Genomic DNA, 22303 nt, shown 5'->3' with positions numbered 1-22303 from the left:
CAGCGACGCTGCCCCCTACACGTTGCTGGATGCGGCGCCAGACCAGAGGCCCGGAAGAGGGCGCCTGAACTGGCGAATCCCCCGTCAGGCCCTTGTCGGTCACTGTTCAGGCAGCACAGCGAAAAGGTTCCTTGCCCCAGATTTATCCCACCGGTGTCCCAGCGTTGCCCCCCTGATCCGGAATATTTCCGGACCAGATTCCGGTCACGGACGAGTCGGCCCAGGCGGGGGCGGGTGACGTTGATCGAGGGCTCGTCGGCCGCTGCGAGCGAGTGCGGGACGAAGGAACCGTCGCGGTCGCCCCGCCCCGCGTGCTCGCCATCGGAGGGGCTCGGCGGTCAGCTGCCGACGAGCATCTGCCAGGTCTGCGGGCCTATCTGGCCGTCCACTCCCAGGCCGTGCGCGGACTGGAAGGCCCGGGCGGCGCTGTCGGTGCCGGAACCGAAGCTGCCGTCGACAGTAAGGCCGTAGCCGAACTTGTTCAGCTCCACCTGGGCGGCCCGGACGTCGTCGCCGCTGGAGCCCTCCTGGACCTGGACGATCAGCGCCGACCAGGTCTGCGGACCTATCTGGCCGTCCACTCCCAGGCCGTGCGCGGACTGGAAGCTCTTGGTCGCGGCGAGAGTGGCCGGCCCGAACTGGCCGTCGGCGGTGATCGAGGCACCGTGGTAGCGCAGCAGGTACTGCGCGGCCAGCACATTGTTCCCGGTGTCGCCGTCGATGACATTCGGCCAGGGCGGCGCGACGGTGCTACCGCCCGAGGCGCCGTTCCCGGTACCCACGAGCATCTGCCAGGTCTGCGGTCCCACCTGGCCGTCCACGCCCAGGCCGTGCGCGGACTGGAAGGCCCGGGCGGCGCTGTCGGTGCCGGAACCGAAGCTGCCGTCGACAGTAAGGCCGTAGCCGAACCGGTTCAGCTCCACCTGGGCGGCCCGGACGTCGTCGCCGCTGGAGCCCTCCTGGACCTGGACGATCAGCGCCGACCAGGTCTGCGGACCTATCTGACCGTCCACGCCCAGACCGTGCGCGGACTGGAAGCTCTTGGTCGCGGCGAGAGTGGCCGACCCGAACTGGCCGTCGGCGGTGATCGAGGCACCGTGGTAGCGCAGCAGGTACTGCGCCGCCTGCACGCTGGGCCCCGTCATGCCTTCGGTGATGTTCGGCCAGGACGGCAGGATGACACCGCCGCCGGTGCCGCCCTTGCCGCCCCACTGCCCGAAGTCGGCGGCCATCGCCTGGTCGAGGTCCGCGTCATGGCCGGCGACCGTGATGTCGTTCTGGACCTGCCGCAACTGTGCGCGGCTGTCCCAGTTCCCGCCGGACCACGCGTACGTCTGCCAGCCCCAGGCTATCTTCCCGTTGTCGAAGAGTTCCTGGATCACGTGGTAGCCGCCGTACGCACCGGTCCGAGACCGGCCGATCACCGAGGCGACGCCGTCGAAGTAGGAGTTGAGCGCGGAGTACATCGAGGGCTGAAGGTCGAAGTCGACGCTGAAGTAGATCGGCCGCGACGACGGCATCCCGTTGGCCAGCGCTTGCCGCTGCGCCTCGGTGGCATGCCCGGCCCCCTGCGAGTAGGGGTCGGAGGGGACGCCGCTCTGCCAGGACTGCAGCCCGTCGGACTCCCAGTTGGAGACGATGCCCAGATCCGCGGCGGTCAGGGCCTGAGCCTCGGACAGGGTGAGGACCTTCGGGTTCGGCAGCCAGCTGAGGTAACGGCACACGAAGCCATAGCCTGCCGCGGCGACCGAACCGGCGGTGAGCGACGCGTCGGAGTAGTCGATCCCGTAGCCGGTCGCCGCGGACGCCGCGGACGCCGACTGGGCGAATCCGATACCGGCCGCGGTGGCCAGCGCGGCGCCGCCTGCGAGGGTCAACAGCCTGCGTCGAGACAATTGATGACTGCGGTCAGGCAGGTTCATGACATATACCAATCCTTGACGTCTGGTTGCGGTGAGCAACGCGGGGGCCGCTGGGCGACGGGGCATTCGAGTGCTGCCCGAGCCAACTGTCCGGCGCTTGGGCGGTGCCAGTCGGAAGCAGCGCTGCAGGTGATCCTTGGGCCCCGGTACGGCCCGCGTCCACAGCGAGTCGGGATCTGGTGGGATTGCGGGACGACACCGGCACTGACCTGCCGGGATCCGTAGCAGCGTGACGGTTGAGCGGGTCGGCTCCGGCCCGGCCGCCGAACGGGCCGGCTGCGTGGGAGCCGGCCCAGGTCTCGGCCACGGGGACGCTGGTGCCGTGGAAGCAGCGGGAAGCCGCCCAGAGCTTTCCGGGGTCCTCGAACACTGTTCGGAGCGGTGAGCGACGCCAGCGCAAGATCCTGGCGATCGTGCGGGAGGCCGCCGGCCCGGTGCGGGTCAGGGCGGTCGGCGAGTGGCTGGGCCTGAACACCACGGCGCGTGGCAAACCGGAGCCGCTGCGCGTAGAGAGGACCAGGCATCGCCGACCGCGGCGGGCTGCACAATCGGGAGTGGTGGGCCGGTTCTTGGCGGTCAGCGGCCCGTGATGGCGATGCGGCCGACCTCGACGGTGGTGCCGTACCGCGACGACCAGTTGTCGCAGTCCCCGCTGCCGTACGACTTCGTGGTCCAGGCGCCGTCGACGTAGTACGTCACCGTACCGCTGTTGTTGCCGAAGCAGATTCCGTACGACGTCCAGGTGTTGACGGGCGGGTTGAAGCCGTACGTGATGGTGCCGTTGTTCGCGTAGCACACCGGGTAGCCGTGGTACTCGGTCCACAGGCGCAGCCAGTCCGTGCGGGAGCCGCAGGTGACCTGGTTGATGGCGGGCTTGACCGTTGCTGCCGAGGTCGACGTCGTCGCGTGGGCGGTGGGGGCCCCTGCCAGGGCCGCGGTGGCGCCGAGAAGTGCTGCGGCCAGCAGAGCAGGCCTTCGGAATGTGAGGGTGTTGCGCATCGTGAGCGTCCTCCTTGGATCTGGGTACATGCCGGCAGGGCCGCTGTGCGCAGGCCCGGGGTTCGTCCCCTTGCGTCACCACCGTCCTCGGCCGGCCTGCCGCAAACCTTGGACAAGCCTTGAATCGCCTGTTCAAGGCGTGTGTCTGAGGCCTAGAGTCACGCCCCGGAGGTGGCGTCGTGTCAGCGGAGTTCACACTGCTCGGCCATGTCGAGGCACGTGTCGGCGGACGCGCTGTCGACCTGGGCCACGCCCGGCAGCGGTGTGTGCTGGCGGTGCTGCTGGTCGAGGCGAACCAGGTGGTTTCGGCCGACCAGCTCGTCGATCGTGTCTGGGCCGACCATCCTCCGCAGCGAGCCCGAAACACGCTGTACGGCTATCTGTCCCGTCTCAGGCAGGCGTTGGCCGGGACGGAAGGGGCGGTCATCGTTCGGAAAAGCGGGGGCTACGTACTGCCGGTGGAGGCGGTGGCGGTGGATCTGCACCGTTTCCGCGACCTCGTGTCACGGGCGCGGACAGCCGAACGCAGCGGGCAGGACGGGCCGGCCGCGACACTGTTCGATCAAGCACTCGGTCTGTGGCGGGGGGAAGCCTTCGCTGGTTTGGACACACCTTGGGTCAACGCTCTGCGTGACGTGGTGAACCAGGAACGGGCCGCTGTCGAACTCGATCGGGCCGACGTCCTCCTGCGCCTGGGACACCATGCCGAGTTACTGACCGGCCTGGCCGCCCGGGTCCGTGCGTATCCGCTGGACGAACGGCTGGCCGGCCAGTTCATCCTCGCCCTGTACCAGGGTGGCCGCCCGGCCGACGCCCTGGGCCACTACGCACGGACCCGGTCGCTGCTGGCCGAGGAACTCGGATGTGACCCAGGCCTCCCACTAAGGGAGTTGCATCAGCGCATCCTCACCGCCGACCCTTCCCTGAACGTCTCCGCCGTCAGCAACGGGCGGGGCACCACCCGTGAGAGATCAGTCCCGTCACGCGTGGCTGCACCGGTGCAGCGGTCCCGTGCGAGGGGGCGTTTCATCGGGCGTGCGGCCGAGCTGGCGAGCCTGGACCAGGCCGTGCATGACACCTTGGCCGGTGTGCCCGCAGTGGTCGAGATCGTGGGAGAACCGGGCATCGGAAAGACCCACCTTCTTGACGAACTGTGCGAGCGGGCACGCGAGCGCGGTTTCCTGGCCCTGGACGGGCGGAGTGCGGAGTTCGACCAAGCACCGTACGGCGCGTTCGTGGATGCGTTGGACGATCACCTCGGCCATGTGGTCACCCTCCAGCCGCATCCGGACGGATCGTCATCGCCCGGCACGGTCGATGTGCTGGGCACGGTCTTTCCGGCGCTCGCCGACCGGTTTCGCACCGGAGAACGGACGGTGGTTGTCGAGCGGTACTGGATGCATCGGGCCGTACGGGCACTCCTGGAGACGCTCAGCGCCGACGACGGGCTCGTGCTCGGCCTCGACGACGTGCACTGGGCGGACGACGCCACAGCCGAGTTGATCGACCATCTGGTGCGCCATCCACCGCGCACTCCGCTGCTGCTCGCCGTCTCTTACCGTCCGCGGCAGGTGCCGGTGCGGCTGGCCGCAGCGATGGCCCGGGCGAGTGAGCAGGGGCGAGTCACCCGGATCGATCTGGGTCCGCTGTCCCGAGCTGAGGCAGCGGAGTTGTGCGGGGCCAGGACGGATCATGAGGACTTCCAGCGGTGTTATGAGGCCAGCGGCGGCAACCCGTTCTATCTGGAGGCACTGATCCGTATGGCTGGGCGGGAGAGCCGAGGGGCCTTCTTGGCCGGTCCGGCGGTGGCACGGGCCGATCCGGCGGCCGATACCGACGCTCTGCCTCAATCGGTGAAGGTCGCTCTGCTGGCGGAGATGACTGGTCTGTCGGCCACCGCGAGGGCCTGTGTGCAGGCGGCCTCGGTACTCGGGGACGCCTTCGAAGCCGACATGGTGGCGGTGGTGGCCGGGACCAGCCAGGCGCGGGCACTCGCGGCCCTGGACCAGGCCGCGGAACGCGATCTGGTACGCCAGATCGGTTCGACACTCCAGTTCCGGTTTCGTCACCCGCTGGTGCGGTCGGCGGTGTACCAGGGGGCGGGTGCCGGCTGGCGGATCGAGGCGCATGCCCGGGCTGCGGACGGGCTGACGCGTCGCGGGGCACCACTGTCCGCGCAAGCCCTGCACGTCCAGTATTCGGCGCGGACAGGAGACGAACAGGCTGTGGACATCCTGGTCCGGGCCGCCCGGCAGACGATGACGATCGCGCCGGCCACCGCCGCACACTGGACGGCACAGGCACTGCGACTGCTCGGCGATCAGAACCGACTGCGGCCCGAACTGTGGATCCAGCAAGCCGACGCCCTTGGCCTGGCCGGACGCCTTCACGAGTGCCGCGCCGTCCTGCGGACTGCGGCATCTCTTCTTCCCGTCCAGGAGCGGAAGCAGAGGGCGCGTGTGACGGCCGCCCGGGCCACGACGGACTGGATGCTCGGCCGCTACGACGATGCCAAGGCGCTCTTGTTCAAGGAGCTCGCGGGTCGCGACGGGCATCCGGAACCCGAAACAGCCGCGTTGGAGGTGGGGGTTGCCGTCGTGGCCCTGCGTACGAACGACTTCCCCACCGCTGTCGCGTGGAGCGAACGCGCGCTGCGCACGGCGCTGCAGGCCGACGACCCGCAGATGATCAATGAGATCCGAGCCGTACTCGCACTGGCCTGTATCGGCGACGGCGACACCGCACGGTCAGCCGGCCTTCTCGGCACGGTGCTCGCGGTACTCGACGCTGCCGACGACGAGTATCTGGCCGAGAACATGAACACTCTTGTCGCGGTGGGGTGGACGGCGATGTTCCACGGGCGCTACGACACCGCGCTGCGCCACCTGCACCGCGGGCTCGACCTGTCTCGGCGCACCGGTCGCAGCCACCTGCTCGCCGACCTGTTCGCCGCGTCCGCCTACGCTTTCCTGTGGCTGGGACGTCTCGACGAGGCCGCAGTGTACGCCGACGACGCCTTGGAAGCGGCATCACTCGTCGGCAGCAGCGAGCCTCGGTCGCTGGCAGAGGTGGTCAGCTCAGCGGTCTCGATGTGGCGGGGGGACTTCTCCGGGGCGCGGAAGATCTGCGAGGACTCGCTCGCCCAGGCCGGCGCAGTACCAGGAGCACGGAGATCAGCGATGATCGCGATGCTCGGCAACACGCTGCTGTTCAACGGCGATCCGGCCGGCTGCGTCTCCAAGGTGCTGGAAGCCGGCGGCGGCCCCGAACTCCTGGGATTCGAGGCCCCGGTGCGCCCCCTGTGGTTCCGGGTCCTTGTCACGGCAGAGCTGGCGTTGGGCAACACAACAGCTGCTGAGACCTGGGCCGGCCGCGCGTCCGCTGCCGCAGGCCCTGACGGGTTGCCCGTCGAGCGCGGTTTCAGCCTGCTCGCGCACGCCGAGGTACAGCTCGCCTGCCAGGACCCGGCAGCGGGTTCGACCGCATGCAGGGCCGCCACCGAGTTCACCGCGGCCCGGTCCCCTCTCCACGAAGCCGTGGCGCGGCTGACGGCCGGTCTCGCGCTGGCCTCCTCCGGCCGCCAGGCCGAGGGACTTGCACAGCTGGAGCAGGCCAGATCCTTGGCTGCCGGTTGCGGAGCGGTCGCTCTGTCCGAACTGGCAGATCACGAACACCAGCAGATCACGACCGGCGCACCGCCCCGGGGATGAGGTGAGACACTCCTGTATGTGGGCGTCGGGCCGCTCGGGCAGGTCCGGCGACGAGATCATCCGTCAGCGGGTGATGTCCCGGTTCGTCAGCACGAGCAGGGCTCGCACCAGCGCGGTCGACCACTTCGGGTCGGTGCGGACCTTGCCGAGGACGCGCCGGTTCCTCAGAAGGGGGCCGCACCGCGGAGATCCGCACCGAGTTCTTCGTGCACCCGAGGTCGGTCAGGGCGCCGACCTGGATCGAGGTGTCGGTGAATGCCCTACCGCGCGTGAGCCGTGCATTACGCGGGGTCCGGTGCGTACGCACCGGACCCCGCGTCCACGGCGTGAACGTCCACCGGGGGCGGCCTCAGTTCGGCTTGAGGAGCACCGCCTGACCGCCGGCGGGGGTCATGGCCACGGTGAGCACGGTCGTGGTGGTGACCGTCTGGGTGCTGACCACGACGGGGGTCTGGTAGGCGCTGGTCCCGGGCGTGCCGTCGGCGTAGATCGTCGCTGTCCAGGTGCCGCTGCCGAGGAAGGACAGCGGGAGCGACAGCGTGCGGGCCGACTCGTTCGTCATGGCCCCCAGATACCAGGTGGTGCCCGCGCGGCGGGCCACGGCGATGTACTCGCCGATCGCTCCGTCGAGGGTGCGGCTCTCGTCCCAGGTGGTGGGAACGGCGTCGAACCATGGCAGGCCGGGCCAGTTGGCGGCGTTGGAGTATTTGGACGGGGAGTCGTACCAATAGAGGAAGTTCAGCGGCTGGTAGTAGACGGCGGCCATCGCCATCTGGTGTGTGTTGGTGGTCTGGTCGCGCGACTGTCCGTAGCAGATCGTGTAGTCCATGGGGCCGCCGATGTTCCGGGCGAACGGCAGGGTGACGTTGTGCGAGGCGGTCGGGAAGTGCTCGTTGCCTCGTACGCCTTCCAGGCTGACCCAGTTGGGGTAGGTCCGCTCGTAGCCGAACGGCCGTACGTCGTCATGCATGTCGATCAGGAGGCCGTGCGCGGCCGCGGTCTTCGCCCAACCCGTGATCTGGTTGGTCATGGTCTGGGTGCCGTCGTTGATGAAGCCCAGCTTCACGCCCGCGACACCCCAGCTGCGGTAGAGGGCGAAAAGACTGTCGGGGTCGGTCAGCGCGATGCGGTTGACGTAGAGGATGACCCCGATGCCCTTGCCGGTGGCGTAGGAGATCACCGACGGCAGGTCGATGGCGTCGATGGGCGTGGTGGCGTCGGTGGTGCTGCCCTCCGGGCCGTACCAGCCGGCGTCGTACTCGATGTACTGCAGCCCCCGGGCGATCGCGAAGTCCACGCCGGCTGTGCCGGCCGCGGTGGTCAGGTTGCAGCGGAAGACCTTGCCGGGCTTGATCCAGGAGGTGTCGGCCAGCGCGCTCGCGGGGGCCAGGTTGAGCACCAGTTCGGCGTTGTCGACCAGTTCGGCGTGGGTGGAGCCGGTCACCACCGCGCGCCAGGGGGTGGCGAAGGGGGTGGTCACCGTGGAGGTCGTCTGGACCGTGCCGCTCCCCCGGGCGGTGTGCTCCATCAGGTATGCGGCCAGTGTGTTCGGCTGTCCGGAGACCGAACCGAGCATCAGCCGCGGAAAGTTGATCCGAGACGATTCGCAGACACAGGCGATCAGCCCGGCACGCGCGTACGTCGCGGTCAGCGGGAGGTCGGTCAGCGCGCCGGTGTCGGTGCTGGAGGTCCCGGTGGACGGGATCGAGCCGGGGGCGACGGGGTTGTACACGTCCTCGTCCCGGGCGCTGTAGACAAGCGTGCTGTCGGGGAAGACGAACGTCGTCAACTCGTCGGCGATGGTGGCGGTGCCCTTGTCGAGCAGCACGTATCGGAAGGCGACACCGGTCGGGTAGGCGCGGATCTGGACGCTGAAGTTGATCAGGGTGGTGGTGTCCTGGAGGTTCCAGCGCATCTCCTGGTACCGGTCGCGGACAGTGGCGTTGCGGCCGTAGACCGGGGTCCAGGTGGTGTCGGTGGTCCAGTGCTGGTAGTTGGTGACGACCGTGCCGCTGCGGCCGAGCATCGTCCCGTCGCTCAGCTTCAGACCGAGGGCCGACACATCGGCGACGGTCGCACCCCCGCGCTTGGCGGACCAGGACAAGGCGCCGCCGGTCAGGGACATGGTGATGGTGGTGCTGCCGTCGGGGGCCGTCGCGGTGACCGAGGTGTCCGCCGCCGCGGCCGTGGTCGTCGTACCGATCCCGATGGCGGCGGTGCCGGCGGCGGCTGCCGCGCCCTTGAGCAGTCCGCGCCGGGACACCTGGCGTGTTGGAATCTCCATCGCGGTGTGCCTCTCCATTGAGTGGACCCGGGTCGAGGACTGTCCCACGTCACCCCAACACAAACGAACAGTAATGAACGCTTTCCATCGACCCCGGGCAGTTGTACGCCCCGGAGCCTCACAAGGTCAACAGGTTCGGGCCGGTTAGGGAACCTTTCACACCCTGCGCGCATTCCGCTTCCGTCATGAACAAACAAAATCGATCGCGTCTCTTGACACCACGACAGACCGAAAGCTCTGATTTCCCACTGAACACCACAGCCGCTTCCGCACGTTCACCACGCTTGCCGCCAATCGCGGCCGCACTTCCCCCTCCAGCCTGCCGGCAGGCGACCGCGTCGTGCGGGCGAGGGTCATGTCAGCACCTCGAAGGAGAGGCAGAGCATGCCGAATCGAGCACCCCACCACAGATCCCCGCGTGAGCGCCGACGGACGGCCGCCGCCGCGTTCCTCGCCCTGCTCGCAGGCCTCGCGGCACTGTTGCTGCCCGCCGCCCCCGCCAGTGCCGCCTCTGTCTCCTTCACCCTCGGCGCCACCCGGACCGACCAGAACGGCAACACGCTCCAACTGCACGGCCTCGGCATCGTCAAGGTCGGCGGCACCTGGTACGGCTTCGGGGAGGACAAGACCGGCGAGACCTCGTCCGACACGTCCTTCCAGGACATCCCCTGCTACACGTCCACCGACCTCTCCACCTGGACGTACCAGGGAGTGGCCCTGGCCAGGACCGCCAGTGGCGATCTGGGCCCGAGCCGGATCGTGGAGCGGCCGAAGGTTATCTACAACGCGTCGACCAGCACGTACGTGATGTACATGCACATCGACAGCACCAGCTACGGAGACGCGCGCGTCGGGGTGGCGACCAGCAGCACCCCCTGCGGGGCCTACACCTACCAGGGCAGCTTCCGCCCGATGGGCAACCTCAGCCGTGACATGAACCTCTTCCAGGACACCGACGGCACCGCCTACCTGCTGAGCGAGGACCGCAACAACGGCCTGCACATCTACAAACTGTCCGCCGACTACCTCTCGGTGGACAGCGCCGTGGCCCTCCTGGGCGGCAGCGGCTCGGCCAGCTACGAGGCCCCCGCCATGGTCAAGAGCAACGGCGTCTACTACCTGCTCGCCTCCCACCTGACCGGCTGGAGCGCCAACGACAACGTCTACACCACCGCCACCTCGCTGAGCGGGCCATGGGCGGCGATGCGGAACTTCGCGGCACCGGGCACCCACACGTACAACAGCCAGACGGCGAACATCATCACCGTGCAGGGCAGCTCCGGCACCACCTACATCTACGCCGGCGACCGGTGGAACACCAGCGACCTCGGCAACTCCCAGCTGATCTGGCTGCCCATGACCATCCGCGGCACCGTGGTCAACGTCGGCCAGTACCCCAGCTGGTCCCTCGACACCACCGCCGGCACCTGGACACCCGACTCCGGTGTCCCGACCAACGCGGTGCACACCCTCACCAACGCGGGCAGCTCGATGCTGATGGACGTCTCCGGCGCATCCACGGCCACCGGCGCCAAGGTCATCCAGTGGACGTCCACCGGTGGCAACAACCAGAAGTGGACACTGAACCGGGTGGCGGACAACGTCTACACGCTCGTGAGCGTCAACAGCGGGCTCTGCCTCGACGTACCGGGCAAGTCGACCGCGGAGAGCGTCCAGCTGCAGCAGTGGACCTGCAACGGCGGCGCCAACCAGCAGTTCGCCGCCGACCTCGTGGGCAGCCTCACCGGCACGAAGTTCATGCTCGTCAACGTCAACAGCGGACTGAACATCGGAGTGGACTCCTCCTCCACCAGCGCGGGCGCCGGCATCGTCCAGCTGACCGGCACCGGAGCCACCAGCCAGCAGTGGACGATGTCCTGACGAGACGTCACCGGCATCGGGAGGGCCGCCGCACCCACGGCGGCCCTCCCGCACATCACCTGCCGCGCCGCGGCCGCCGCTCGCGCGGGCACTGACGCCGTCGGCCGGCCGCGGGAAAGCGCCCTGGCCGCCACCGGAGAGATTCTCGTTCTCTCGGGTGGCGGCCAGGGCGGATGTCGTTCTGCCGCGAGGACCCGGAGGTTCAGGTCGTGGCGGGCCGGACGAGGCGTTCGTCGGGGATGACCGCGACGCCGAGGATCTCGATCAGGGCCTCGGGCTGCCACAGGCCCGTGGTGCCGATGCCGGCCATCGCGGGATAGACCGGTCCCGCGAGTTCGCGCCACGCCGCGCCGATCTCCCTGCCGTGGGCCTGGTAGTCGGGGATGTCCGTCAGGTGGAGCGTGATGCTCACCAGGTCCTCCGGGATGCCACCGGCTTCCTTCAGCGTGGCCAGGACGTTGCCGAACGCCTGCCGGAACTGCTCGACGATCCCGCCATCGACGATCTTCATGTTTTTGTCTAGAGCCGTCTGACCGCCCAGGTAGAGCGTGTTGCCGCTGAGCGTTCCGTGCGAGTAGCCGCTGGGCTTGGGCAAGGACGCGGGGTTGACCGGAACCGGGGCCGAGTTGGTCGCCATGGAGAGCTCCTGCGGGGGCGTTGCCGGGTCTGTGCCGGATCTGTGCTGTCTGGCGCCACACCGTAGCATCTATTGACATAGATATGACGCTCGCGGAAATAATGAAATATCTGAGGGGGTGCACAGCGCCGAAGAGAGGGAAGAACCCATGCGTCTTTCGACCGTCGTCCACGCCGCCGGTACCAGCGCCGCGGTGCTCGACGGGAGCGCCTGGCGGGCGCTGCCGGCCGCCGACCTGTCGGCCCTGCTGGCGGCGGCGCCGGTCCAGCGGGTGGCCGACCTGGCCGGGGACGCGCTGGTGGACGCCGTTCCGGTGCTGCCGCTGCCGGCTCCGGGCAAGGTGATCTGCTGCGGGCTGAACTACGCCGACCACATCCGGGAGACGGGGCGCGAGCTGCCGTCGTACCCCACGCTCTTCCCGAAGTACGCGGACACCCTCACCGGGCCCGATGCCGACATCGTGCTGCCGGGCGGCCTCCAGGTGGACTGGGAGGCCGAGCTGGCCGTGGTGGTCGGCGCCACCCTGCGCCGCGCCGACCGGGCGACCGCGCTGGCCGGGATCGCCGGCTACACCGTGGCGAACGACATCTCGGTGCGCGACTGGCAGTACCGCACCCTGGAGTGGTTCCAGGGGAAGGCGTGGGACGCCTCCACCCCCGTCGGCCCCGTGGTCGTGACCCCGGACGAGCTCGACCCGGCCGCGGGCCTGGAGGTGATCTGCCGGGTCAACGGCGAGGAGGTCCAGCGGGACACCACGAAGACGCTGGTGTTCGACGCCGCCGACCTGCTCGCCTACATCTCGGCCTTCACCGTGCTGCGCCCCGGCGACCTCGTGCTGACCGGCACGCCCGGCGGCGTCGGAGTGGCCCGGCAGCCCCAGCGCTTCCTCGCCGACCGCGACGTGGTGGAGACCGAGATCCCCGGTATCGGCACGCTGCGCAACACCGTGCGGTTCACGCACTGAAACCCGCCGGCACCCGCTCATCCCCACCGACGAGGAGTCCTCATGAACCCCGATCCCAGTCAGAACGTCCCTGGTCAACAGGTCCCCGGGCCGTACGTCCTCGACGGCGACAACTCGATGTACGCCACCGAGAGCGGCCTGGTGGTCCCGGTCGTCACGCGGAGCGGCAGCGAACCCGGTGACACCGGACAGTCCGCCGGCGCCACCCGGATCTCGGGCGTGAGCATCCAGCACACCCCGGCCACCAGGATCTGGTTCGGGAAGGTCCACAACGACGGCGGCTACCGCTCGGTGCCCCACCACCACGGCGAGGCCGAGACCGGCGGCTATGTGCTCTCGGGCCGGGCCCGGATCTACTTCGGCGCGAAGTTCGAGGACTACATCGACATGACGGAGGGCGACTGGGTGTTCGTCCCGCCGTTCCTGCCCCACGTCGAGTGCAACCTCGACCGCAACAACCCGCTGACCTGGATGACGACCCGTACCCCGGAGAACATCGTGGTCAACCTCCCCCAGGTCGCGGACGCGGACCTGCGCGACTGGACGGACCGCCCCTGATGACCGACACCACCTCCGAGGTCTTCACCGCCGCTGTCACCCTTACCCCGGCCGAGGCAGAGCGTTTCGACCTCGCCTTCACCGCGGTCACCCAGCCCTGCCCGTGGCCCAAGGCGTACGGCGGCGACCTGGTCGCCCAGGCCGCCGCGGCGGCGATGAAGTCCGTCGACGACGGCAAGAGGCTGCACTCCATGCACTCCTACTTCATGCGCCCCGCCGACATCGGCGCCGAGGTCCGCTACGAGGTGGAGCTGCTGCGCGACGGCCGCGGCTACGCGACCCGGCAGGTGCGCGGCTACCAGAACGGCAAGCCGCTCTACGTCTGCCTGGCCAACTTCGCCGCGGGCGAGCCCGGCGGGACCTACACCGAGCGCCTGCCCGGCTGGCTGGATGCCTCGGGGCTGCCCGGCCCCGAGAAGCTGCTCAGCTCCTCGGAGTACCTCGCCGGGCGGACCGGCGGCACGATGACCGAGGTCTCCAGGGACTACTGGTGCGGCGGCCGGGGCTTCGACATGCGTCATGTGCCGGGCCCGGTCTACCTCGACGTGGAGGGTGAACGCAAACCCCATCAGGCGGTCTGGGTCAGGCCGTTCGACGCCCTGCGGCCGGTCGACGGGCTCTCCGACGCGCAGCGTGACACGGCCGCCCTCGCCTACGTCTGCGACTACACGATCCTGGAGCCCGTGCTCCGCGTCCTGGACCTGCCCTGGGCACGGGAAGGGCTGGTCACCGCCAGCCTCGACCACGCTATGTGGTTCCACCGCGCGCCGCGGGCGGGTGCGGTCGACGGCTGGCTGCTCTACGCCCAGGAGGCGGTCGCGGCCGACGACGGCAGGGGGCTCGCCGCGGGGCGCTTCTTCACCCCGGACGGCACCCACCTGGCCACCGTCGTCCAAGAGGGAATGATCCGCGCCGGCGCCGGAGGCCACCGATGACCCTGTCGCCCTCCGGGCACACCGACACCTTCGCCCGCGACCATCTCCCGCCGGCCGGGCAGTGGCCGGTGCTGGAGTTCACCACCGAGGCGCTCCGGTACCCGGAACGGCTCAACGCCGCCGTCGAGCTGATCGACGTTCCGGTGGCGGCCTTCGGCCCCGACCGGCCCGCGCTGCGCACTCCCGACGGCGACATCTGGACCTATGGCGAGCTGCGGCGGCGGGCCGGCCAGGTCGCCCAGGTGCTCACCGAGGACCTCGGGCTGGTGCCCGGCAACCGGGTGCTGCTGCGCTCTCCCAACACCCCCTGGGCCGTCGCCGCGTGGCTGGGCGTGGTCAAGGCCGGCGGGATCGTCGTCACCACCATGGCCGTGCTGCGGGCCGGCGAGCTCGCGCCGGTCGTGGAGAAGACCCGGCCCACCGTCGCGCTGGTCGACCACCGCTTCCTCGACGACGTGTTCGCGGTGCGGGACTCGGTCGCGCCGGACCTGGCCGTCGTGCCGTTCGGCGGCGACACCAACGACGACCTGAGCAACCGGGCCGGGACGAAGGCGGGCCGGTTCGCCGCGGCCGACACCGCCGCGGACGACGTCGCGCTCTTCGGGCCGACGTCCGGCACCACGGGCGTCCCGAAGATCACCGCCCACTTCCACCGCGACATCCTGTCGATCGACAACACCTTCGGAAAGCACACGCTCCGGCTGCTCCCCGACGACCTGGTCGCGTGCACCGCCCCGCTCGCCTTCACCTTCGGCCTCGGCCTGCTGGTCGTCTTCACCCTGCGGGCGGGCGCCTGCGCCTTCCTCACCGAGTCGATGCCGCCGGCCGGGCTCGCCGACCTCGTCGCCGAGCACGGGGTGACCGTCCTGGCCACCGCACCCACCGCGTACCAGCAGATCCTCAAGTCCGGGAAGGCGGACCGGCTCACCGGGCTGCGGCGCGCGGTCAGCGCGGGCGAACACATCCCGCAGGGCCTGTGGGAGGAGCTGCGCGACCGGCTCGGCCTCAAGGTCATCGACGGGATAGGCGCCACCGAGATGCTGCACATCTTCATCTCGGCCGACGGCGACGAGATCCGCCCCGGGGCGACCGGCAAGCCCGTGCCCGGCTACCGCGCCACGATCCTGGCACCGGACGGCACGGAGCTCGGCCCCGGCGCCGAGGGCCTGCTCGGCGTGATCGGCCCGGTCGGCTGCCGCTACCTCGACGACGAGCGTCAGGCCGCCTACGTCCTGGGCGGCTGGAACATCACCGGTGACACCTTCCTCCGTGACGAGGAGGGCTACTTCTGGTACCGGGCGCGCAACGACGGCCTGATCGTGTCGTCCGGGTACAACATCGCCGGTCCCGAGGTGGAGGCCGCCATCCTCACCCACCCGGACGTCATGGAGGCGGCGGTCGTCGCGGAGCCGGACGCCGAACGCGGCTCGATCGTCTGCGCGTTCGTCGTGCTGCGCGAGGGCGTGGCCGGTGACGCGGCGACGGCCCGGGCCATCCAGGACCACGTCAAGCAGCAGATCGCGCCGTACAAGTACCCGCGCGACGTGCGCTTCACCGACTCGCTGCCGCGCAACCCCAGCGGCAAGCTCCAGCACTTCAAGCTCCGTCAGATCGTGACGGAGCGGATCGTGGAAGGACAGCCATGAGGATCGCTATCGCCGGCGGCGGCCCCGGAGGGCTGTACTTCGCGGCTCTGATGAAGCAGCTGGACCCCGCGCACGAGGTCACCGTCTGGGAGCGCAACGCCCCTGACGACACCTTCGGGTTCGGCGTGGTCTTCTCCGACGAGACCCTGGGTGGCATCGACAACGCCGACGACGTCGTCCACGCGGCGATGGAGAGCCGGTTCGCCCGCTGGACGGACATCGACGTCGAGGTGGACGGCGACCGGTTCACCGTCGGCGGCCAGGGCTTCGCGGCGATGAGCCGCAAGGAGCTGCTGCAGATCCTCCAGCGGCGGGCCGCCGATCTCGGTGTCATCGTCCACTACCGCACCGAGGCCCCCGACGTGGACGAGCTGCGCGCCACGCACGACCTGGTGCTGGCCGCCGACGGCCTCAACTCCGCCATCCGCACCAAGTACGCCGACGTGTTCGGGCCGTCCCTGGACCGGCGGCGCAACAAGTACATCTGGCTCGGCACCGACCTGGTCTTCGAGGCCTTCCAGTTCTTCGTCAAGCAGACGGAGTGGGGCACCATGCAGATCCACGGCTACCCCTACTCCGACAGCGGCTCGACCTTCATCGTCGAGATGCACGAGGACGTCTGGCGGCGGGCCGGCTTCGACCGCACCGAGGACCAGGTGTTCCCGCCGGGTGTCAGCGACGACTACGCCGTGGCCCGGATCGCGGAGATCTTCGCCGCCGAGCTGAAGGGCCACCGGGTCCTCACCAACAACTCGAAGTGGCTGAACTTCACGACGGTCCGCAACGAGCGCTGGTCCGACGGCAACGTGGTGCTGCTCGGGGACGCCGCCCACACCGCCCACTTCTCGATCGGCTCGGGCACCAAGCTCGCCATGGAGGACGCCCTCGCCCTGGCGGCCTGCCTGCACGAGCATCCGACGGTGGCCCAGGCGCTGGCCGCCTACGAGACCGAGCGCAAGCCGGTCGTCGAGTCGACCCAGCGGGCCGCGCAGGCATCGCTGGAGTGGTTCGAGAACATCGGCATGTACGCGGGCCAGGACCCGGCGCAGTTCGTCTTCAACCTGCTCACCCGCTCGCGGCGCATCACCTTCGAGAACCTCAAGGAGCGCGACGCCGAGTTCGCCGCGCTGCTGGAGTCCGAGTTCGCGCGGCACCAGCAGGCTCCCGAGGTCGCCCCGGCGATGTTCCAGCCGGTCCGGATCGGCCCGCTCGAACTGAGGAACCGCGTCATCGTCTCCCCGATGGACATGTACTCCTCGGACTCCGGTGTCCCCGGCGACTTCCATCTGGTGCACCTGGGCTCCAAGGCGCTGGGCGGAGCCGGCCTGGTCATGAGCGAGATGGTGTGTGTCTCGCCCGAGGGCCGGATCACGCCGGGCTGCCCGGGGCTGTGGACCGACGAGCAGCGCGACGCCTGGCGCCGGATCACGGACTTCGTCCACGGCCGTACGACCGGGAAGATCGGCCTCCAGCTCGGCCACTCCGGCCGCAAGGGCTCGACCAGGCTCATGTGGGACGGCATGGACGAGCCGCTCGACGACGGCAACTGGGAGGTGATCGCCCCCTCGGCGCTCCCGTACGGCGCCGGCTGCCACGTGCCCCGGGAAGCGACCCGCGAGGACATGGACAAGGTGGTCGCCGACTTCACCGCCGCCGCCGTGCGCGGAGTGGCGGCCGGCTTCGACCTCGTCGAGGTGCACGCCGCCCACGGCTATCTCCTCTCCTCCTTCCTCTCCCCCGTCGCCAATCGGCGCACCGACGAGTACGGCGGCTCCCTGGAGAACCGGCTGCGGTTCCCGCTGGAGGTCTTCGACGCGGTCCGCCAGGTGGTCCCGCTCCACATCCCGGTCACGGTCCGTATCTCGGCGACCGACTGGATGCCGGACGGCAACACGGCGGACGACGCCGTCGGCATCGCCCGCGCGTTCGTCGAGCACGGCGCGGCCGCCATCGACGTCTCCTCCGGCCAGGTCGCCAAGGACGAGAAACCGGCGTTCGGCCGCTCCTACCAGACCCCGTTCGCCGACCGGATCCGCCACCAGGTGGCCGGCCCCGCGGGGGTGCCGGTGATCGCGGTGGGGGCCATCTCCTCGTACGACGACGTGAACTCGATCCTGCTCGCCGGGCGGGCCGACCTGTGCGCCCTGGGCCGTACCCACCTCTACAACCCGCAGTGGACGCTGCAGGCCGCGGCGGAGCAGGAGTACCGGGGGGCCGGTGCGCAGTGGCCGGTGCAGTGGGCGGCGGGCCGGCGCAAGCCGCCCACCTCGCGTACCGACAAGATCCCGCCCCGGCTGTCGCTGCTGCGCGAGGGCGCCGGCGGCGACGTGCACCTGCGCTGGACCCCGGCCGCGAGCACGGTGCCGGCGTGACCGCGCCCCCGGCCGCGCACGCGGTCGGCGTGCACCGGACGCGTGTCGAGTGGATCGACACGGACGCGGCCGGCATCTACCACAACAGCACGGTCGTACGGTTCGTGGAGGCGGCGGAGGCCTCGCTCATGGCCGGGCTCGGCCTCCACGACTACTTCCCCGCGGCGCCCCGCGTCCGCTACGAGGTGGACTTCGAGTCGCCGCTCCTCTTCGGCCAGGACGTGCGCACGGTCGTGGAGCTGGTGCGGATCGGCACCAGCTCGATGACCTTCGCCTTCGAGGTCTGGGGCGAGGAGTTCCGGGGCCGTCCGCGCGGCCGGGCCGCGCACGGCCGCTATGTGACCGCGCACATCGGCCGTGACCAAGCGGGCGGTGCCGTGAGCGTGCCCTGGCCCGAGGAGTGGGTCGCCGCTCTGACCGGGCCGGTGCGATCATGCGATGCCGGTCCGGCATACTCACTGGAATGAGCGAGACGAAGGGCGACCGGCCCACCACAGCCGCGCGTCGGTCCCGGACCGTCCTCGTGAGTTTTCTCGGCGCGATCGTGCGCAAGATGGGCAACTGGATGCCCATCGCCGGCACGGTCGAGCTGCTGACCGCGTCGGGGCTGGACGCCGCGAGCGTCCGGACGGCGGTCTTCCGGCTCAAGAAGCGCGGCTGGCTGGAGTCGGAGAGCCGCGCGGGGATGCGCGGTTACGCGCTGACGCCGGCCGCGCTGGAGGCGCTGGCCGCCGGTGACGAGGTCATCTGGCACGCCCGCCAGCCGGCCGAACTCGGCGACGGCTGGTGCTTCGTGAACTTCTCCGTCCCCGAGTCGGCCCGCGCACTGCGCCACCGGCTGACCGCCCACCTGACCTCGCTGGGCTTCGGCAACATCGGCTCCGCGGTCTGGATCGCGCCCGCCCGGATGCTCCCGGCCGCGCAGCGCGCCATCGCCGAACTGGAACTCACCGGGCAGTGCGCCGTCTTCGTCGGCGACTACGTCGCCGGGCAGCCTCTGACGGCCATGGTGCGGGGCGGCTGGGACCTCGACGAGATCGACCTGCGGTACCGGGAGTTCCTCAGCGTGTACGAGGGTGAGGCGGACCGGCTCACCGAGGCCGCGGTCATCGACGGACGGCACGCCTACGTCACGTATCTCGCCGTGATCGACCACTGGCGCAAGCTTCCGTTCCGCGACCCCGGGCTGCCCCGCGAGGTACTCCCCGCGAACTGGTCCGGTCCCGCCGCCGTCCAGCTCTTCGAACGCATGGTCACGATCCTGGAGGGCCGGGCCCTGGCCCATGCGGCCGCCTACTGGTCCACGTCCTGACCGCCCTGCGGCTTCCCGGCCCGGCTCTCCGCTTCCTGCACACCCACGCCCTGGGCCTGCGGCAGGCGCCGGGCTCGGTCGCCTGGGAGTCCTTCGAGGTCGCGCCCGTCCCGCATCCGTCGCTTGGCCGGGCGGTCCGGGCGGAAACAGCGGAGCGGATACCGGGAACCGTGCCGGGGAAACAGGATCGCCCCTGTAGCTTTCACTCTTGAGAAATCAAGATCTCCCTGCCAACTGCCCTTTCCCCACGAGCACTTCGACGAGGCGCGCATGTCCAACCCCCCATCCCCCGTCCGTACGACCGCTCGTCACCGCAAGGCGAGAACCCTGCACCCCGCACTCCGGCGGGCCGCCGTCGTCGCCGTGACGGCCCCCATCGCGGGGACGATCCTCTTCGGCACGAGCGCCTTCGCCGCCGACAAGGCCGTCTCCAAGACCCCGGCCACAGCGCTCGACCCCGCCGAGCAGAAGATCGCGGACAATCTCAACACCCGCGTCCAGGACACCCGGCTCGGCTCCACGCTGAGCGGCGTCGTCATCGACACCAAGTCCCACAAGGCCGTCTGGGGCCATGACGCGACCACCGCGCTGATGCCCGCGTCCAACACCAAACTCGGCACCGCCACCGCCGCGTTGACCGTGCTCGGCCCCGACCACCGGTTCACCACCAAGGCCGTCTACGGCAACGGCACGCTCACCCTCGTCGGCGGCGGCGACCGCACGCTGACCAGTGCCGACCTCGACGAGATGGCGAAGACCGCCGTCGCGGGACTCAAGAGCGCGGGTCTCACCTCGGTCAAGGTCCAGGTGGACGACAGTCTCTTCCCCGAGCCGACGCTCGCCACCGGCTGGAACGACGGCTACTACCCGGACTCCGTCGCACCGGTGCGGGCCTTGGTGGTCGACGGCCAGCACGTCACGGACACGTCCCTGGACGCGGGCGAGACCTTCGCCGGGTTCCTCGCCCAACAGGGCGTCACCGTCACGGGCGCCGTCACCCACGGGACGGCCGCCACGGGCGACGTGCCGGTCGCCCAGCACCGGTCGGACGCCCTGTCCACCATCGTGCAGCACATGCTCAAGGTGAGTGACAACGATATCGCCGAGACACTGCTGCGGATGACCGCGATCGGTGCCGGCCGCCAGCCCACCTTCGAGGACGGCACGGCCGTCGTACGGGAGGTGCTCGGCCGCTACGGTGTCTCACTCGACAACTACGAGATCCACGACGGCAGCGGGCTGTCCCGTGCCAACCGCATCCCGGCCCGGACCATCGCCGACATCCTCGACGTCGCCGACGCCCCGCGCAACGCCAAGACCCTCAAATACATCATCGACGGCCTGCCCGTCGCAGGAGAGGCCGGTTCCACCCTGGGTCCCGAATGGGGTCGGTTCGACACCGCGGACTCGCAGTGCGCCGTCGGCAAGGTCATGGCGAAGACGGGCACCCTCACCGGCGCGATCGCCCTGAGCGGACTGACCAAGGCGGAGGACGGACGCTGGAAGATCTTCTCCTTCATCGAGAACAACTCCACCGCCGACCCGGCCGCCACCAAGGACGCCCTCGACGGCCTGGCGGCCACGGTCAACGGCTGCTGGGCATAAGGCTCTCGTTCGCCGCGGATCGTTGGTTAGGGTGACAAGCGGAGACTGATCCCGATACCGCGCCGGGGGGATGGCCGGGCCGGCGAGTACGGGGGCGCTGGTCGCACACGACGGGGGGCGCGTTGGATCGCCTGACAGGAGCGGACCGCCGCCATACGGCGGACAGCGGCGATCGGGTGACCGGCCGGCCGGCGCGCGCGGTGCTGCCCCCGTCGCTGAGCGGGTGGCTCGGGGCGGTGGCGGCGCTCGCCACGCTGGTGGTCGTCGTACTCGGGGTCCTGTACGCAGGCCACGGCGAGCCCGGCAGGGTGGACAGGTGGATCATCCTGCCCACGGCGGACAGTGTGCGGCCGCCGTGGCGGCATGTGGCTCTGGCCCTGGACTTCCTGGGAGAACCCGCGGGATCGACGATGCTGGTCGGGGCCTGCGCGGCGGGCTGCCTGCTGTTCCGGCGCCCCCGCGCGGCGGTGTTCGTGGTTGCCGGCGTCGGCATGACCGTGGGGACGACCACGCTGCTCAAGCATCTGGTGGGACGCACCATCCACGGCCCCGGCAACCTCTCCTACCCGAGCGGGCACACCGCCTTCTTCACCGCGCTGGCCCTCATGGCGGCGCTGCTCGCGGCCGGCCGGCCGGGCCTCGGCAGGACGGCCGGCCGGTCACTCGTGCTCGCCGCGTCGCTGGTCGCCGGAACCGCCATGGGCTGGGCGGAGGTCCGCCTGGGCGCGCACTACCCGACCGACGCCGTCGGTGGCTGGTGCACCGCGCTGGCGGTGATACCGGCGACCGCCTGGCTGGTCGACCGCACGGCCGACCGAATGACCGGCCAGAGGGTCGGGCGGACGACCGGCCCAGGCCGGTGGCAGCGCCGCTGACCGTCGACTCACGCCAAGCGGCGGAACACGGGCTTCACCGCCCGCCCGGCCAGACAGGGGGTCGGGTCGGAGGCGTCCCGCGCCCTCCGGTAGAGCGCACATGCCTGGGCCACCACGTCGACGGTGCGGTCGCCGACGCCCATGGCGGCGGCGTCACGGACACCGGCGGCCAGCCGCTCGCCGAGGGTGTGCAGCCGCGCGGTGATGCCCTCTTCGACATAGACCGTCTGCACGGCCGGCGCGGCTGCCAGGGAGTGCGTCTCCGCACCGTGCGTGGTGGTCAGCAGGTGCACCCGGTCGCCGGAATCACGCAGCCAGCCCCGTTCCATGAGGTCGCGTCGCCCGGCCAGCGCCGAGACGGCGAACCCGTTGCCCAGCGCCTTGCCGAACGTGGAGAGGTCGGGGACGACGCCGTACAGGCCCTGCGCGCCCGCCTCCGACCAGCGGAAGCCGGCGGTCATCTCGTCGAAGACAAGTACGCAGCCCTGCCGGTCGGCGAGGGCCCGCAGGCCGGCGAGGTACCCGGGCGGCGGCTCGGTGTAGGTGGCGGGTTCCAGGATCAGGCAGGCGATCTCGTCCGGGTACCGGGTGGTGCGCGCAGAG

Annotated in this window: 15 protein-coding genes and 1 pseudogene; 11 read left to right on the top strand and 5 right to left on the bottom strand. The window is 70.3% G+C overall.

Annotated features, from left to right (window positions below; all coding sequences use genetic code 11):
- Window positions 1–338 precede the first annotated feature (338 nt).
- Both OHB00_RS44580 and OHB00_RS44575 read right to left on the bottom strand, forming a co-directional pair.
- The gene (locus OHB00_RS44580; RefSeq protein WP_406443784.1) at window positions 339–1922 is read right to left on the bottom strand and encodes a peptidoglycan-binding protein; all 1584 of its coding nucleotides are present in this window, start codon (window positions 1920–1922) and stop codon (window positions 339–341) included.
- A 576-nt stretch (window positions 1923–2498) separates the two neighbouring features.
- Window positions 2499–2921, bottom strand: a complete 423-nt coding sequence (locus tag OHB00_RS44575; protein ID WP_406443782.1) for a hypothetical protein — start codon at window positions 2919–2921, stop codon at window positions 2499–2501.
- 179 nt (window positions 2922–3100) lie between these two features.
- Here OHB00_RS44575 and OHB00_RS44570 point away from each other — a divergent pair, with 179 nt between their 5' ends.
- Window positions 3101–6631: a BTAD domain-containing putative transcriptional regulator gene (locus OHB00_RS44570; protein ID WP_406443781.1), complete on the top strand. Its 3531-nt coding sequence runs from the start codon at window positions 3101–3103 to the stop codon at window positions 6629–6631.
- 349 nt (window positions 6632–6980) lie between these two features.
- Here the strand turns inward: OHB00_RS44570 and OHB00_RS44565 are convergent, their stop codons facing one another.
- Window positions 6981–8915, bottom strand: a complete 1935-nt coding sequence (locus tag OHB00_RS44565) for a glycoside hydrolase family 97 catalytic domain-containing protein (RefSeq protein ID WP_406443779.1) — start codon at window positions 8913–8915, stop codon at window positions 6981–6983.
- A 480-nt stretch (window positions 8916–9395) separates the two neighbouring features.
- On the opposite strand from OHB00_RS44565, the gene OHB00_RS44560 reads away from it, so the two are divergent.
- On the top strand, window positions 9396–10796 hold the full coding sequence (locus OHB00_RS44560) for an RICIN domain-containing protein (protein ID WP_406443777.1): 1401 nt from the start codon (window positions 9396–9398) through the stop codon (window positions 10794–10796).
- A 202-nt stretch (window positions 10797–10998) separates the two neighbouring features.
- Here the strand turns inward: OHB00_RS44560 and OHB00_RS44555 are convergent, their stop codons facing one another.
- On the bottom strand, window positions 10999–11433 hold the full coding sequence (locus OHB00_RS44555; protein ID WP_406443776.1) for a RidA family protein: 435 nt from the start codon (window positions 11431–11433) through the stop codon (window positions 10999–11001).
- A 148-nt stretch (window positions 11434–11581) separates the two neighbouring features.
- Between OHB00_RS44555 and OHB00_RS44550 the strand changes: the two genes are divergently transcribed.
- The 9 genes from OHB00_RS44550 (at window position 11582) to OHB00_RS44510 (ending at window position 21700) form a co-directional block, all read left to right on the top strand.
- A complete protein-coding gene (locus OHB00_RS44550) occupies window positions 11582–12397 on the top strand; it encodes a fumarylacetoacetate hydrolase family protein (RefSeq protein WP_406443774.1) in 816 nt (271 codons plus the stop codon).
- Between the two features lie 42 nt (window positions 12398–12439).
- Window positions 12440–12955 (top strand): cupin domain-containing protein, encoded by a 516-nt coding sequence (locus tag OHB00_RS44545; protein ID WP_406443772.1) that lies wholly within the window; start codon window positions 12440–12442, stop codon window positions 12953–12955.
- Entirely contained in the window at window positions 12955–13890 is a 936-nt protein-coding gene (locus OHB00_RS44540) for an acyl-CoA thioesterase (RefSeq protein ID WP_406443770.1), read from the top strand. The genes OHB00_RS44545 and OHB00_RS44540 overlap by 1 nt, the downstream gene beginning before the upstream one ends.
- Complete coding sequence (locus OHB00_RS44535) at window positions 13887–15536, top strand: AMP-binding protein (RefSeq protein WP_406443768.1); 1650 nt, start codon at window positions 13887–13889, stop codon at window positions 15534–15536. The genes OHB00_RS44540 and OHB00_RS44535 overlap by 4 nt, the downstream gene beginning before the upstream one ends.
- A complete protein-coding gene (locus OHB00_RS44530; RefSeq protein ID WP_406443766.1) occupies window positions 15533–17908 on the top strand; it encodes a bifunctional salicylyl-CoA 5-hydroxylase/oxidoreductase in 2376 nt (791 codons plus the stop codon). Before OHB00_RS44535 ends, OHB00_RS44530 begins: the two co-directional genes overlap by 4 nt.
- Window positions 17905–18375 (top strand): acyl-CoA thioesterase, encoded by a 471-nt coding sequence (locus OHB00_RS44525; RefSeq protein WP_406443764.1) that lies wholly within the window; start codon window positions 17905–17907, stop codon window positions 18373–18375. The genes OHB00_RS44530 and OHB00_RS44525 overlap by 4 nt, the downstream gene beginning before the upstream one ends.
- On the top strand, window positions 18372–19220 hold the full coding sequence (locus tag OHB00_RS44520) for a PaaX family transcriptional regulator C-terminal domain-containing protein (RefSeq protein ID WP_406443763.1): 849 nt from the start codon (window positions 18372–18374) through the stop codon (window positions 19218–19220). Before OHB00_RS44525 ends, OHB00_RS44520 begins: the two co-directional genes overlap by 4 nt.
- 270 nt (window positions 19221–19490) lie before the next feature.
- The gene (gene dacB / locus OHB00_RS44515) at window positions 19491–20825 is read left to right on the top strand and encodes a D-alanyl-D-alanine carboxypeptidase/D-alanyl-D-alanine-endopeptidase (RefSeq protein ID WP_406443761.1); all 1335 of its coding nucleotides are present in this window, start codon (window positions 19491–19493) and stop codon (window positions 20823–20825) included.
- A 176-nt stretch (window positions 20826–21001) separates the two neighbouring features.
- A complete protein-coding gene (locus OHB00_RS44510) occupies window positions 21002–21700 on the top strand; it encodes a phosphatase PAP2 family protein (RefSeq protein ID WP_406443759.1) in 699 nt (232 codons plus the stop codon).
- 8 nt (window positions 21701–21708) lie between these two features.
- Here the strand turns inward: OHB00_RS44510 and OHB00_RS44505 are convergent.
- A pseudogene (locus OHB00_RS44505) lies at window positions 21709–22290 on the bottom strand (aminotransferase class III-fold pyridoxal phosphate-dependent enzyme); the annotation flags it as partial.
- Window positions 22291–22303 lie beyond the last annotated feature (13 nt).

Origin of the sequence: Streptomyces sp. NBC_00631 (assembly GCF_045206895.1) — a bacterium.
Taxonomy (GTDB): Bacteria; Actinomycetota; Actinomycetes; order Streptomycetales; family Streptomycetaceae; genus Streptomyces.
The sequence above is the reverse complement of the archived record's forward strand: the minus strand, read 5'-3'. Positions and strand labels throughout refer to the sequence as shown.